The organism is Citrobacter freundii complex sp. 2025EL-00176, assembly GCF_053309355.1.
The window spans coordinates 31,736-46,802 of record NZ_JBRYHT010000011.1; the positions used below are offsets into that span (position 1 = coordinate 31,736).

The window sequence follows — 15,067 nt, forward strand, 5'->3', positions numbered from 1 at the left end:
CCTTAATGAGAGAGTCTTTAACGATCAGGAGTTTGCTTTTTTCAATGTGAGGTCCGTTTTGCGTTTCGAAATATCGTCCCGGAAGAAAATCAGGAAGAATACGCTGACCACTGCGGCAACGCCTGCTGAAACTAGCCAGAATGTTTCCCATTGTGGCAACGCCTCTGGACCTTGTTCCGTCACGGTGTTGTTAAAGATTTGCCCGCATACGGTGGAGGCAAATAGCAGACCAACGCCGTTGGAGACGATAAATCGCAAGCTTTGGGCTTGTGCTTTAATCTCTGGCGCTGCTTTACGGTCAACATAAATGTCGCCCACGGTAAAGAAAAAGTCCCAGCAGAATCCTTGTAACATCAGGCCGATCAGCACAAACATCATGTTGGCATCCAGCGAGGCATTAGCAAATAATAGTGTACGGATGATCCAGCAGACGGCGCCTAACATCAGCGTGATTTTGAAGCCAGCTTTCAGTAAAAAGAACGACAGCAGGAACATGAAAATGACTTCACAGGCGATGCCAACCTGCATCATTGAGGCGGCGTTATCGAATCCAAGCGCTTTTAAAAAGACCGGGATATAGGCGGAATAAGCCGTTTTGGGGATCATCAGGACAAAAATACTGAGCATCAAAACCGAGAAACTGCGGTCTTTGAAGAGCGCCAGAGCATCCAGACATAACAGATCGCGAAGCGTAAACACGCTTCCTTTTGCTTTCGGTGGAGTATTTGGCAACGTAAAGCAGTACAGGCCGAGAACAACACCGGAGGCCGAGGCAATATACCAGGTGATGGTATTTCCAGAATAACCCATTTCACCAATGATAAAGCCGATGACCATAAAGCCAAATGTGCCGAATACACGAATAAATGGGAAGTATTTTACCCCGTTAATGTGGCTGAAACTGATACTGTTCGCCAGCGCAGTTGTTGGATAAAACAGCAGACCAACCAGGAAAATCATAGTTAACGTCATACCTGTGTTTTGTGCCTCAATAAATTGCGGAACAAACAACAGTACACCAGCATTAATTAAATGCAGGATCGCCATGACTTTTTGTGACGAAAAGAAGCGGTCGGCGACCATGCCAATAAATAGCGGGGAAAGAATAGTCGCCAGGCCAAGCAAAGCATAGGATGAGCCAATAATTGTCGCCATACCATAGGTGCTCAATACCAGCCCCATGGTCATATTCCAGGCACCCTGCATGAAATATTGTATGAACATCATAATCAACAGGCGTGGCGTTTTATTAAGGTCCATATTGCATATCCTTATTGGTTGATGCTCAGGTTAAGCCCGTCCCAGGCGACAAGAATGTTCTCTTTGTCGCATGCCGCAACGAGATCGTCGTGCAGCAGACCTCCGCTGTGTGAAATATGCGAGACGATAAGTTGGCTATTTTTTTCAAGGCAACCGAATTCCGCAAGCCTGTCTCTGGCGGCGAAGACGGTCTCCAGGCTCATGTGGTTATTCGTACGGTTATCACCATTAAAACCGTAGGTGCACTCCAGGACAGTCAGATCGATTTTTTTCCCTTTCAGCCACTGCCATGTGAGCTCAGGAAACCAGCCTGAATCATGTCCGTAGAAAATTGACTGGCCTTCTTTTTCGATAAACCAGGTATAGCAAAGCTCCCACTTGGCATGGTTAGCCAGCAGCGGAGTGATACGGTATCCACGAGTTTCAACGGTCACGAAGGGAGCCAGGCAATGAAAAGCAAATCTTTCAGCGCTGTAGCCCGGTAACACTTCCGCGGCACCGTTAATTGCACGGTCATTACCAAAAATGTGCAACGGATGAGTAATTTCAAATCCATACCCTTCCATCCGGCTAAAAAGATCGCCGACGTTGAAATGATCAGGATGAGTATGTGTGAACAATAGCGATCTGATCTCTGTTGCGTCCAGGCCATCTCGCAGCAGTTGTTGGCTGAATTCAGGCGCAACATCAATTAGCAGTTCATCGTCGATAATCGCTGAAGAGTGTGTGCGTAAGTCTTTGCCTTTACGAATGCGGGCTTGCTGGCAGTGCTCGCAACGGCAAAAAGGATTGGGGATCCCTTCAGATGCAGCGGTTCCCAGAAAATGAATCTTCATGTTTCCCTCTTAATGACAAATGTGATTGTTGTTTTTTTAGACGTTAATGTAATGAAACGTAATTGGAACGTGTCAATTATGATTCCGGCGTTTTATATGAACAACGATCTTTTGCTTCAGAAGTGATCCTCTTCAAATATTATAAAATTAATGCATATATTTCATTGTGTTAATTGTAAAGTGCTATGAGGTGTACCTATCGATAGCGCCAGGCTTTTATTGTGAGATGTTTATAAAATGCACTTTTTAATATTGTAACGTTCAAATTTAAGTGCTGAAGATAGTTTCCTGATGAGCGCCGTGCTAGCATCAAAGCATCAGGGGAAGGATGTAAAAATGCCAACTATCAAAGACATAGCAAGAATTGCCGGTGTGTCGCATGGGACTGTCTCGAATGTGCTCAATGGCAGAGGGAATGTAAGCGTCGAGAAGATTGAAGCGGTTCAACGTGCAGCCCGAGAAGTTGGCTATCAGTTGAATGCTCAGGCGCAATCGTTGAGGGCCAGCAAAAGTCAGGGGGTGGCATTGATTCTGCCCGACATCAATGCCGAACAGTACTTTCAACTCTATCGGGGATTACATCAGGTTTGGCAGCCTTCATTAAGCGAACCGATTGACCTTTACCTGACCAACGATCTGCCCAATCTTGAGCTGGAAATTCTGCAAACGCTGGCGGCAAAGTCTTATCAGGCAGTTGTCTCGGTCAGTTGCCTGAATGACAGCCAGCCCTATTACGACTTGCTAAGGCTTTCCCCAGAAAATGTTCTGTTTGCATATCGCCAGCCTGTCGGCGCAGTTAGTTATTTTAGCCTTGACTATGTGACTGCAGGCGAAGAAATAGCGAGGAGGGCGCTGGCGCAGCAGCCGGGCCATATTGGCGTTTTCTGCGAACGTCTGGAATTTTCCCATAGCGCGAGCTTTACTCAGGCTATACAGGAAACCTGCCGGGAATTAAGTCCGCATACGAAGCTAACGATTTTACCTGCACATGCCAGTGAAGCTAACACTGTCGCTTTTGACTTTTTTCGCGGGGCAATTCCCGATCTGTTTATTGCCCAGGACTCTGAGAAAACGCGAGCACTGACGCAAGCAGCCTGGTTTGGTAGCTCTCGGTCCTGCCCGCCGATATTGCAACTGAGTGATAATCTCCCTGCATCCTTCGACGGGATCACAAGCTACCAGATGGATTATGGTCGCTTGGGGACAACTATTGCCTCCAGTATTCGCTTGCCCAAAAGTAAAGAAAAGCATCGTATTCTGACAAATTGCGGTTTTTCCTTGAATGGACAGTACGTGTCGTCGCCTGAAACAGAGGCGACGCTGAATATGTTAATTTTACCGAGTCCTTCGACTGATGCGTTGAAGAAACTGTTACCCCACTTTTATCGCCAGACGGGTATTAAGGTTAATCTTGCGGTTTATCCCTATGATGAAGTTTTTGAAATCCTCTCCCACCTTCATCTACATCCTTATTACGATTTACTGCGAATCGATATGGCGTGTTTTCCCTGGTTTGCTGAGAAAGCACTTTTGCCGCTGGAATCCGTCTCTTCTAAGCTTCCGTTGCTGTTGGACAATTTCTCTGCGCAAATTCAACAGCACTTCAGCGTGGTGAATGGGACCGCATGGGCAATACCCTTTGATGCCAGTATGCAGCTTTTATTTTATCGACGAGATCTGTTTGAAGACGCGACGATTAAACGGATGTTTTATGAAGCAACGGGAAAAGAGTTAACGTTGCCAAAGAGCTTTGCGCAATTTGATGAGATCGCGGCTTTCTTTAGTCAATTACATCAGCCAGAAAACAGACAGCGCCCGATGGGAACCGCGGTGACGCTGGGAAGCTCGGGGCTTATTGCTACCGAATATCTGCTTCGTTACTACGCGCTCGGTGGGCGTTTGGTGCGCGAAGGCGAGCCGGTACAACTCGAGCCTTCACTTGCCGCAACTGCACTCGAACAATATCTACAACAGCTTTCTATCGCCGTGAATCTGCCCGGTGAGTGGTGGAGTGATGCGGTAAAACAGTTTGAGCGTGGAAATCTTGCCATGCTGATCATGTATCTCAATTTATTTAACGATGTGGCGCATACGGCTATAGCGCCCACTATTGGCTATGCTCCCGTTCCGGGGCAACTTCCACAATTGGGGGGCGGTTCCATTGGAATGTCCCGCTACAGTAAAAAGAAAAAACAGGTTGAGCAGTTCTTTCATTGGCTTTATTCCGATGAAATTGCGCGCCATCTGGTTTTGCTGGGAGGAAATAGCGCCTGGTCTGGAATATGTCACGATCAAAACGTTCTCAATCTCTACCCGTGGTTTAATTTATTGAATGAAAAAGGCATGACGGGAATAAGGGAGTCTGAGGGAAGTAAAGGTGAACCTTTCAACCTGCGCCAGGCAGAGATTATTATCGGGCAAGGCGTGACGAATGCAATTAACGGCATTATGGATGTCACTCAGGCCGTGGAATATATTAATACGCGAATAAAAAACGAAACGGGTGCCTGAAAATAGGCAGCGGCTTGCCTCTTACTGATGACGTAAGAGGCGAGGTAATGCTTTTATCAGTAACCGACTTGATAAATGCGACCCGTTTGGATGCCTTCCACGCTGCGGAGATAGGCGTTGGCAACGGTGACTGCGGGCACACTTGCAAAACCCGGGAAGAAATCGTCGTAGGCTGCGGCGGATTCGCTGAGCACGGTTGGGCTGATCAGGTTGATGCGCAGTCCACGACCCAATTCACAGGCGGCTGCACGAACAAACCCTTCCAGACCGGCATTGATTGTTGCCGCATTTGTGCCTTGGGCGATGGGTTCGTGAGCGATAATGCCGCTAATCAGCGTAATCGAGCCACCATCATTGAGGTAATGCTGCCCGGTTAAGGCCAGCCGTATCTGCCCTAACAGCTTATCCTGTAAACCCTGATTAAAATCCCGATCGGTCATGGTGGATAACGGTCCAAAGAACAAATTGCCGGTGGCGGAAACAATCGCATCTACCCGACCGACTTTTTCAAACAATGCCCCGACACTCTCCTGGGAGGTGATATCGACTTGGTAATCACCCTGGCTGCGACCCACACGGATCACTTCATGTTTACGGCTTAATGTTTCTGTAACTGCACGACCCACCGTACCGCTGGCACCAACAATAACGATTTTCATAACCACCTCCGCAATAGTGTGAGCCGCTATTCTTTAATGAAAATGAAATCGGATAAACTGGCTAAAAGTTAGATGATTACTAACCAGAGGTTTGCAATATGGATAAGCTGCGCGGCATGGAAACGTTTATCGCGGTGGTGGAGAGCGGGAGCTTTACTACCGCGGCAACGCGTCTGGGGATGTCAGCGGTCATGGTCGGGAAATATATCTCTCACCTTGAAGCGCAACTCGGTACGCGCCTGCTGGAGCGCAACACACGCCGCCAGAGTCTGACCGATGCCGGACGTGTCTATTTTGAAGAAGCCCGGCGTGTGCTGGAACAGGTGACGATAGCCGAACGTTCAGTGGAGCGTCTGCGGCTGGCGCCTGCGGGGACGCTGCGCATCAGCGCGCCGACATCCTTTGGCGCCTGCGTGATCTCGCCGTTGGCCGCCTCGTTTTTACAGGCCTGGCCGGAAGTGCGAATTGAACTGGATCTGACCAATCGAATGGTCGATCTGGTGAATGAAGGGGTTGACCTGGCGATCCGCATTGGCGATATCCATCAGACTGATGTGGTGGCGAAATATCTGTGTCCGTACCGTATGGCGATTTGCGCTTCACCGGATTATCTCGCTCGTCATGGCACCCCCTTTACGCCCGCGGATCTGGTGGATCATTTGTGCCTGTCCCACACCGTGTGGACGGCCCGCAACGAATGGATGCTACCGGGCGCGGGGGGCGAAGTCAGATGGAAACGCGATGCGATCCTGCGCTGTAACGACGGTCATGGCCTGCGTATGGCGGCATTGGCGGGGGCGGGGCTGCTGCTACAACCGGAGGTGCTGTTGGCGGAAGAGTTAGCTACTGGCAGGCTGGTGCGGGTGCTGGAGGCGTTTACGCCGCAGCCGCGACCCATTCATCTGCTGTGGCGGCAAGATTTGCGCGCGTTGCCAAAGCTGACGCGGTTTGTCGAGCACGTTCTTAGTGCAGTTCAGGAATCAAGATGAAAATGCCGGATGGTGTTGCGCCATCCGGCATATCACTAGCCGATATCCACCTGCGGTTTGCTGTTACGCTTACGGATCAGGCGCAGTACTGGTGGGATCACGATAACCAGTACCGCCATCACCAGCAGCACTTTTGCTACGCCGCTGGCCCACAGAATATCCATGCTGCCGTTACTGATAGACAGCGCCCGACGCAGGTTTTGCTCCAGCATTTCGCCCAGAACAAAGCCTAAAATCAGTGGTGACATCGGGAAGTGCATTTTACGCAGAATGTAGCCCAGTACGCCAAGGGCGACCATCAACACCAGATCAAAGGTCGTGCTGTGAACGGCGTACACGCCTACCGCTGAGACTGCGGCGATAGCGGGCACCAAAAACCACAGTGGGATAGTCAGCATACGGGTAAACAGACCGATCAGCGGGATGTTCATCACCAGCAGCATTACGTTGGCAATCAGCAGCGCCGCAATCAGTCCCCAAACGATATCCGGCTGTTCGGTGAACATCGCCGGACCGGGGGTGATGTTGTACAGGGTCAGCGCCCCCATCATCACCGCCGTGGTGCCGGAGCCAGGGACGCCGAGCGTTAGCATAGGAATAAAAGAGCCACAGGCCGAGGCATTGTTCGCGGCCTCAGGTGCCGCCACACCGCGAATATCACCCTTGCCGAAGCTGTCGCTGTTGCCGCTGAGCTTTTTCTCGGTCATGTAAGTGATAGCGCTGGCAATGGTTGCGCCCGCGCCAGGCAAGACGCCGACGAAAAAGCCAATCACCGATGAACGCAGGGTGGCGCCCACGCACTGTGCGCCTTCTTTGGCATTGAACAACATGCGGCCCGTTTTACGCACCAGCGTCTGGCCACTGCTGGTATGTTCCAGCATTAACAGTATTTCTGAGACAGAGAACAACCCAATCACTACCACGATAAACTGCACGCCGTCGGAGAGATGAACACTGTCAAAGGTAAAGCGATAAACCCCGGTGTTGGCGTCCACGCCGACGGTCGCAAGGCCGAGACCGATAAGCGCTGCCAGAAATGATTTCAGCGGATTTTGCGCCATCATGCTGCCGAGGCAGGCAATGGCGAAAACCATTAAGGCAAAGTATTCCGCCGGACCGAAGGCCAGCGACCATTGGGCTAACGCTGGGGCAAACAGAATGATGCCGCCGATAGCGATAAGCGAACCAAAGAATGAGCTGACCGCCGAGATAGAGAGCGCGACGCCGCCGCGCCCTTGCTGCGCCATTGGGTAGCCATCCAGCGCGGTCATAATCGCTGCCGCATCGCCGGGCACGTTCAGCAGGATGGAGGAGATACGCCCGCCGTATTCACAGCCAATGTAGACCGTCGCCAGCAGGATCAGCGCAGATTCAGCCGGCAGGTGCAACGCGAAAGCCAGCGGCAGCAGGATCGCTACGCCGTTAATCGGCCCGAGGCCGGGCAGCAGCCCGACGATGGTGCCGACAAAGCAGCCAATCAAGGCGATAACCAGGTTTTCCGGCGTCATCGCCACCGCGAAACCCTGAGAAAGATAAATCCAGGTATCCATCGTTTCTCCGTTAACCCAGCCAGGCGCCGAGTGGTAAGGTGACGTCAAGCAGCCGGTCGAAGGCATACCACAACAGAATGCCGAGCACCGCGCCGGAAATACCCGCAGCCGGAATGGTTGCGCCGAACAGCATGCCAATCACCACGGTAAGAATGGCGGTAGCGATGGGAAAACCGAGCCATTCAAAACCCCAGGCGTACATCAACAGAACAATCACCATCGTCAGCAGCTTTTGCAGCACATGGCGGCGAGGCCAACTGATGGTGTCCGGGTGGCGCAACAGCAGCGCCACGGCGCATAACAGCATCAGGCTGATAATGCCTAGCGGAAAGGGACGCGGTCCAACCGGCTCATAGCTGTATTCGCTGGTGATTTGCCAGGCTACGAACAGCCCGGCTATACAGAGCAACAGCCAGATACCTGCAAAAATACGATCGCTCATCATCTTTGCCTCTGCGCTTATTTCGCCAGACCGAACGCTTTCGCCTGCTCACGATAATCCGTGACCTGCTTCTTCACGTACTCGTCGAGCTGCTTACCGCTCATGTTGAACTCGAACAGGCCGCGGAGATCGCGCTGCTTTTTAAATTCCTCGGTCTGCTGGAGTTTGTTAAAGGCATCGACCCACCACTGGTATTCGGCATCGCTGACTTTTGGTCCAACGTAGAAGCCACGAATGATCGGCCACACCAGGTCGTAACCCTGCTCTTTGGCGGTTGGCACATTGGCTAACTGACCCGGCAGACGTTCTTCAGAGAACACCGCCAGCACGCGGATTTTGTCGCCGCTGAGATAAGGCACCATCTCGCTGAGATCGCCGGAAACCACCTGCACGTGATTGCCCATCAGCGCTGTCACAGGCTCACCGCCGCCCTCAAAGGCCACATAGCGCATCTTGTGCGGATCGACGTTGGCTTTTTGCGCCAGCAGCGCCGACTTCATCCAGTCCTGACTACCGATTGAAGCGCCCGCGCCAATAACTACGCTGTTAGGATCTTTTTCCATTGCCGTCAGCAGATCTTTCAGCGTCTTCCATGGTGAGTCCTGGCGTACGGCTATCATGCCGTAATCCGTGCCCACGCTTGCCAACCAGCGCACGTCATCCACGCCATAACGACCAAATTTACCTTGTGACAGGTTTAACAGGGAGCCGCCGGAGAAAGCCACCACGGTGCCCGCTTCAGCCGGGCGTTGAGCGACGATGGCGTTATAGGCCACCGCGCCAACGCCGCCGGGCATATAGGTTACGCGCATCGGTTTTTCGATCGCGCCGGTTTCCATCATGCTCACCTGAATCAGCTTGCAGGTGAGATCGAAGCCACCGCCGGGTTTCGCCGGAGCGATACATTCGGTGCGCGATGGCGCTTGTTCTGCCAGAACAGAGGTATTCATCAGTAAAATGCTTGCAGTAAGGGTACGAAGTAATTGTTTTTTCATTGTTTATCCTCACGCCGGAAAACCGGATTTTCAGGTACGGAAGAAGATTTTTGTGATTATGTGAGCCGATGTGTAGCAGTTCGGTTGCGTGATTGTTAAAACATTAACCTTTCAATTCCCTTTCAATGCGGCAGAAACTTTACAGGATGTGATATGCGTCTCTTATTAGCGGAAGATAACCGTGAGTTAGCTCACTGGCTGGAGAAAGCGCTGGTGCAAAACGGTTTTGCCGTCGACTGCGTTTTTGATGGCCAGGCGGCCGACCATCTTTTACATAGTGAAACGTACGTGCTGGCGGTGCTGGACATCAATATGCCGGGGCTGGATGGTCTTGAAGTCGTCCAGCGGCTGCGCAAGCGCGGCCAGACGCTCCCCGTTCTGCTGTTGACGGCACGCAGCGCGGTCGCCGACAGGGTGAAGGGGCTGAATGTCGGTGCCGATGACTATCTGGCAAAACCGTTTGAAATCGAAGAACTTGATGCCCGACTACGCGCCTTGCTCCGTCGCAGCGCGGGGCAGGTACAAGGCATACAGCAACTGGGCGAACTGGCATTTCATGATGAAGGCTACTTTCTGTTGCAGGGGCAACCGTTGGCGCTCACGCCGCGCGAACAGGCTCTGCTGACGGTGCTGATGTACCGTCGGTTGCGCCCGGTTTCGCGACAGCAGTTATTTGAGCAGGTCTTTAGTTTGAGCGACGAGGTCAGCCCCGAAAGTATCGAATTGTACATCCATCGTCTGCGTAAAAAACTTCAGGGAAGCGATGTGCGCATCGCCACGCTACGGGGTCTGGGCTATGTGCTGGAGCGTAGCGATGAGGTGGGTTAAGCCTCAGTCGTTGTATCTGCAACTGCTGACGTTTCTGGGATTACCGCTGCTGTTGCTGTGGGGGCTGTCGGCGTTTAACAGCTATGTCAGCGCGTTACAGGCAGCGACGCAGGCGTATGATCGGACGCTGCTCTCGTCCGCCAGAACCGTCTCTGAGCGGTTAGTGGTACGTAATAAACGGCTGGAAGTGAATGTGCCGTGGGTGGTATTGGACAGCTTTGAGCTGAATATGAACGACAGGCTGTATTACAAAGTGGTCGACCCGGCGGGAAAGGTGATATCAGGTTATGACGATTTACCTGCAATGCCGCCTTCAACCTCGCGCACCCGGCTTTATCCGGCGCTGGCGTGGTTTTATCACACTGAATATCGCGGTGAGGCAATCCGCGTGGCGCGTTTGCTACAGCCCGTCAACGAGGGGGGTATTATCGGCATGGCGGAGATTTATGTCGCTGAAACGCTGCAATCACGGCGTTATCTGGCGCGACAGCTGATGTTCTCCTCGTGGGTTTCGCAAGGGCTGCTGGTAATGCTCACGCTGGTGCTGGTTGGCTGGCTGCTGCGCCGGGTGCTGCGTCCGATGCGCCAGTTGTCATCGCTGATGGTGCGTCGCGAGCCTGGGCTGCTGACGCCGTTGCCGGAGCTGTTGCCGTGGTCGGAAACCCGTCTGCTGATTGTGGCATTTAACCGCTATCTGGACCGACTGCGCGGCCTTATCTCTCGTCAGGAACGCTTCAGCGCTGACGCGTCCCATCAGCTTAAAACGCCATTAGCGGTCCTGAAAACTCAGGCGGCGGTCGCCCTCGCCAGCCCGCAGCCTCAGCAGTGGTACGAGAGTTTACAGGCCATGAGCGTGACTCTGGATAACACTATTCAGCTGACGGAAAGGCTGCTTCAGCTGTCGGCTGTGAAGCGCAAAGAGCAGGGAGAAAAGCACTTCTCACCGGTTAATTTGTATGAGGTAGTGCAAAGCAGTTGTTTTACCCGGCTGGCGCAGGCGCGCAGTAAAGCTATCGATCTGGGTTATGAAGGGGAACAGGGCGCGGTGTGGATTGAGGGCGATGAAGTCCTGCTCGGCGAACTGTGTGGGAATCTACTGGATAACGCCCTGAAATACACGCCGCCGCATGGGGTGGTGACAGCCCGACTGCAGCGTGAAGGCGAAGCCGTGGTGCTAGTGATTGAGGATAGCGGGCCAGGTATAGAGGATCAGATGGTTCATCAGGCGATGCTACCGTTTCATCGACTCGATAACGTTGGCAATGTCCCAGGCGCAGGAATTGGTCTGGCGCTGGTTAACGACATTGCGCGTTTACACCGTACGCATCCGCAGCTGACACGTAGCGAAACATTAGGTGGGTTAAACGTACGGGTGCGTTTTTTAAGCGTTGCTGGCTGACATATTTTTATTACAGTGTTTAGCCGAAATGGAAGGGGATTTAAAATAAAACCGTGGTGAAATTTGTCATACATAAAACGTTTTGTGTAGACCATGGTCTGTTAACTGTCAATGATAATTTTGTTGTAAAAGATGGACTTTTTTGCTTTGGTGGTGAAAACTTTCATTGCATTAATTTTCTTTAGAATCATATAGATAAATTGGTATGAGAGGTTCATGTCACAGTAATGAACATTATTTTTTACATTTACTGACAATGGGTCATTGCGTTTTTTAGACTTGTGATATAATTAGCAACATGAAATGAGAAAAAAATAATTAAATATCAATAGATAATGGGCTGAGATATGCTAAAAAAATCGCTAAAGATTAGCAGTCAAGGATATCCAGTCTTTTTAAAACTGGTTGATTTTATCGTTATTAATGTGACGTTAATTTTTAGTGCCCATCTGCTGGGGTTGATGCCGTTTAATACCATTGCTATTCTGAGTATTCTGTTCTCTGTCTTTTTTTTGTTGTTCGCTGAATATATCAAAATTTATCAGCAGAAAATTAAAACGATTGGTTTACGTAATCAAAAAAGGTTACTTTTTTGTACGCTGTTGGCTATATTCTTTAACGAACTGGTGAGTATGACGGTGGCAGAACCGGAGTCCCTCGGTTACTTAGACAGGCTACCGTCTCCTTTTTATTCTGCCATTATTTACTGGTACTTCATTCCATTACCTTTTCTTTATTACATTCGCTTTTTTATTTTTAAATATTCAACGAAAAAGAGTATGCGCGTGGCGATTATTGGTTTGACCGACAATGGTCTGGCCGCGGAAAGCGCGTTACTGTATGAGTACGCCGATATCAAATTGGATCTGGCTTTTTATGATGAGCGTGCGTTATCGCGCTGTGGCGACATTGTAGATAAGGTCAAAAGCCCCTTTCGTGGCCCGGTGATTAATCTGGTTGAGGAAGCTCGACTGGGAAATATAGACGAAATCTATATCGCTTTACCGATGGTGGCGCTGCATCGCATCCGCCATTTCTTGACCATGATGTCAGACACCACCGTAGATACCTATATTGTTCCTGACTTTTATACCTACAGCAACAATATGTCCAAGCTACGTTCTATCCACAACCTGCAAACCATCGGTATCTTTAGCTCGCCGTTTGAAGGGGCGGGTTCGTTTATTAAGCGGGCGGAAGATTTGGTTCTTGGCAGTATCATTATGCTGATGATTTCGTCGCTGATGTTGGTTATTGCTATTGGTATCAAACTCACTTCTCGTGGGCCGGTGTTTTTCAAACAAGACAGGTATGGTCTGAGTGGGCAAAAAATTAAGGTCTGGAAATTTCGCACTATGCGCGTTATGGAGAATTCCGAGACGGTAATTCAGGCCACGAAAAACGATCCGCGGGTGACGAAATTCGGTAGCTTCTTACGCCGTACATCTCTGGATGAACTTCCGCAATTTATTAACGTATTGCAGGGAAGTATGTCGATTGTGGGTCCCAGACCCCATGCGGTTACGCATAATGAGCAGTACCGCAAACAAGTCGAAAATTACATGATCCGTCATAAGGTAAAGCCTGGCATCACCGGACTTGCGCAGATTAACGGTTTTCGTGGGGAAATCGATGCGCTTTATAAGATGGAAAAACGGGTTCAGTACGATATTGAGTACATTCAAAACTGGTCATTGTGGCTGGATATAAAAATTATCATTAAAACTATTTTCAAAGGATTTGTCGGTAAGAATGCATACTAAATTAATCGTTATTACCGGAATTGTGATAGCGCAGTCCGCATGGGCTGATTTAACACCGAAATCACACATCGGCTTTGCGGGGATCGACTTCCAGGGCAAGGTTGCTGTGGACTATGGTTATAATGATAACGTAACTTTTCAGCCACATAACAGCGATGCTGTCGGTTCCTCGTTTCAGAGCGCAGCGCCAGTGCTGAGTATGATCGGCGAGCGAGGCCAGGATAAGTACTTACTGATGTACTCTGGGGATTACCGTAACTACTCAAGCGATTCTGCTGATAACTACACCGATCATTTTTTCCGTTTTAATGGGGCCTGGCGTTATGGACTCATGCATGGCTTAACCCTCAATCTGGAGGATTCGCTTGGGCATGAATCCCGTGGTCGCGGTATTACCGAGGGTTTTTTACCCGGCCAGTTTCAGCAATATGGGATTAAATCGCCACTGACGACGAATTTTATCAACAGTGAAATGCGCTACAGCTACGGTGCGCCAGATGGGCGTGGCAAAGCGGAACTGGCGTTGTTATACAAAAAACTGACTTTCGGTAATACTTCTGATGTACAGGATACCAGTGAGGATTTTTACCATTACATTCAGGAACAAGAATGGCATGAAAATAGCCTGGTAGCAGAAATTTTTGACCAATACACATCCAGAACACGCTTTCGCTATAGCTTTATTACTAACCAGCGTCGCTATGATAACAACTCAGAAAAAGATACTAATGAGTACTACTTGCTGTACGGCCTGAAATCGCAGTTGACGGGCAAAACCAATGTCGACATGAATATTTCATGGTTGTACAAAACATTTGAAAACAGTACCAATTCACATGATTTTAATGGCCTGAACTGGGACATAAAAGCAGAGTGGAAGCCGCTGCAACAGTCGGTTTTTACGGCCCATTCGGCGCAAAGCATTAAAGACCCCTCGGAAGTTGGGGGATATATTTTAGTGACCCAGTATGGCATTTCTTACCAGCATTTCTGGTTAGGTAATCGTTTTTCTACGTTGCTGGATTATTCATACACTGCGGAAGACTATAAAAAACAGAACAAGGATCGGCATGATAAAGATGGGGTATTTAGCGTCACCATGAGCTACGACTATACGCCATCGGTTAATTTTGAGATTAAATATCAACTAGATACATTGAATTCGAATAAGGATACTGATTCGTTTTATATCGGTCCCAACGACAACCAGGAAGTTATTAGAACGTTGGGTTATGATAATTCTATGATTATGCTTAAAGCTAAGGTTCAGATCTAAAATGAAAATTATAGAACTGTGCGCGTTTTTGCTATTCAGTATCCTGGTGGTCGGGTGCTCAACGTCCAGCCCGAGATTAATGGATGATCCTGCTACAGTTCAGCAGGATTACCGGCTTGGGGCGGGGGATACTGTCAATATTGCTGTTCATGGTCAACCCGATATGACGATGCGGTTTATTTTGGATAAGAGCGGGGAGATTAATTTTCCGTTTGTGGGCGCTCTTAAATTAAAAGATAAAACTGTCGATCAAGTGACCAACGAATTAACTCAACGGTTGACGGGAGATTATTTTACCACGCCGATGGTGACGGTGAGTATTGCCGAGTTCCGGAAATACTATGTTTCTGGTGAGGTGAAAAGTCCGAACGGATTTGCCTGGGAGCCAGGTCTTACCGTGGAGAAATCTATTGCGCAGGCGGGGGGATTTACAGATCGTGCTGACCGACAAGATATCAACATTCGCCTGTCTGGCAGCAATCAGCTGCTTGAGAATGTCGATTTAACGCACTCTGTTCATCCTGGGGATGTCGTGATTATTGGCATGGGGTTCTTCTGA

Annotated in this window: 13 protein-coding genes; 7 read left to right on the plus strand and 6 right to left on the minus strand. The window is 49.9% G+C overall.

Annotated features, from left to right (window positions below; genetic code table 11):
* Positions 1-24 precede the first annotated feature (24 nt).
* Both ACVXHP_RS18730 and ACVXHP_RS18735 read right to left on the minus strand, forming a co-directional pair.
* Positions 25-1,260: an MFS transporter gene (locus ACVXHP_RS18730; protein ID WP_043017297.1), complete on the minus strand. Its 1,236-nt coding sequence runs from the start codon at positions 1,258-1,260 to the stop codon at positions 25-27.
* A gap of 11 nt (positions 1,261-1,271) precedes the next feature.
* Positions 1,272-2,096, minus strand: a complete 825-nt coding sequence (locus ACVXHP_RS18735) for an MBL fold metallo-hydrolase (RefSeq protein ID WP_447572001.1) — start codon at positions 2,094-2,096, stop codon at positions 1,272-1,274.
* A gap of 336 nt (positions 2,097-2,432) precedes the next feature.
* Here ACVXHP_RS18735 and ACVXHP_RS18740 point away from each other — a divergent pair, with 336 nt between their 5' ends.
* Positions 2,433-4,607 (plus strand): extracellular solute-binding protein, encoded by a 2,175-nt coding sequence (locus tag ACVXHP_RS18740; protein WP_447572002.1) that lies wholly within the window; start codon positions 2,433-2,435, stop codon positions 4,605-4,607.
* Between the two features lie 56 nt (positions 4,608-4,663).
* Here the strand turns inward: ACVXHP_RS18740 and ACVXHP_RS18745 are convergent, their stop codons facing one another.
* On the minus strand, positions 4,664-5,266 hold the full coding sequence (locus ACVXHP_RS18745) for a short chain dehydrogenase (RefSeq protein WP_369529234.1): 603 nt from the start codon (positions 5,264-5,266) through the stop codon (positions 4,664-4,666).
* A gap of 98 nt (positions 5,267-5,364) precedes the next feature.
* Between ACVXHP_RS18745 and ACVXHP_RS18750 the strand changes: the two genes are divergently transcribed.
* Positions 5,365-6,255, plus strand: a complete 891-nt coding sequence (locus ACVXHP_RS18750; RefSeq protein WP_447572003.1) for a LysR substrate-binding domain-containing protein — start codon at positions 5,365-5,367, stop codon at positions 6,253-6,255.
* A gap of 35 nt (positions 6,256-6,290) precedes the next feature.
* Here the strand turns inward: ACVXHP_RS18750 and ACVXHP_RS18755 are convergent, their stop codons facing one another.
* The 3 genes from ACVXHP_RS18755 to ACVXHP_RS18765 are packed head-to-tail and all read right to left on the minus strand — an operon-like array spanning position 6,291 to position 9,242.
* On the minus strand, positions 6,291-7,805 hold the full coding sequence (locus tag ACVXHP_RS18755) for a tripartite tricarboxylate transporter permease (protein ID WP_042313169.1): 1,515 nt from the start codon (positions 7,803-7,805) through the stop codon (positions 6,291-6,293).
* Positions 7,806-7,815: 10 nt separating this feature from the next.
* Positions 7,816-8,250, minus strand: coding sequence for a tripartite tricarboxylate transporter TctB family protein (locus ACVXHP_RS18760; protein WP_087856208.1), 435 nt, complete (start codon positions 8,248-8,250; stop codon positions 7,816-7,818).
* A 14-nt stretch (positions 8,251-8,264) separates the two neighbouring features.
* Positions 8,265-9,242: a Bug family tripartite tricarboxylate transporter substrate binding protein gene (locus ACVXHP_RS18765; RefSeq protein ID WP_447572004.1), complete on the minus strand. Its 978-nt coding sequence runs from the start codon at positions 9,240-9,242 to the stop codon at positions 8,265-8,267.
* 153 nt (positions 9,243-9,395) lie between these two features.
* Between ACVXHP_RS18765 and tctD the strand changes: the two genes are divergently transcribed.
* The 5 genes from tctD (at position 9,396) to ACVXHP_RS18790 (ending at position 15,067) form a co-directional block, all read left to right on the plus strand.
* The gene (gene tctD / locus ACVXHP_RS18770; protein ID WP_447572005.1) at positions 9,396-10,070 is read left to right on the plus strand and encodes a transcriptional regulator TctD; all 675 of its coding nucleotides are present in this window, start codon (positions 9,396-9,398) and stop codon (positions 10,068-10,070) included.
* Positions 10,057-11,469, plus strand: coding sequence for a sensor histidine kinase (locus ACVXHP_RS18775; RefSeq protein ID WP_447572006.1), 1,413 nt, complete (start codon positions 10,057-10,059; stop codon positions 11,467-11,469). Before tctD ends, ACVXHP_RS18775 begins: the two co-directional genes overlap by 14 nt.
* Positions 11,470-11,816: 347 nt before the next feature.
* A complete protein-coding gene (locus ACVXHP_RS18780) occupies positions 11,817-13,232 on the plus strand; it encodes an undecaprenyl-phosphate glucose phosphotransferase (protein WP_200009204.1) in 1,416 nt (471 codons plus the stop codon).
* A complete protein-coding gene (locus tag ACVXHP_RS18785; RefSeq protein WP_304703037.1) occupies positions 13,222-14,508 on the plus strand; it encodes an outer membrane beta-barrel protein in 1,287 nt (428 codons plus the stop codon). Before ACVXHP_RS18780 ends, ACVXHP_RS18785 begins: the two co-directional genes overlap by 11 nt.
* A gap of 1 nt (position 14,509) precedes the next feature.
* Positions 14,510-15,067, plus strand: coding sequence for a polysaccharide biosynthesis/export family protein (locus ACVXHP_RS18790; RefSeq protein WP_316129677.1), 558 nt, complete (start codon positions 14,510-14,512; stop codon positions 15,065-15,067).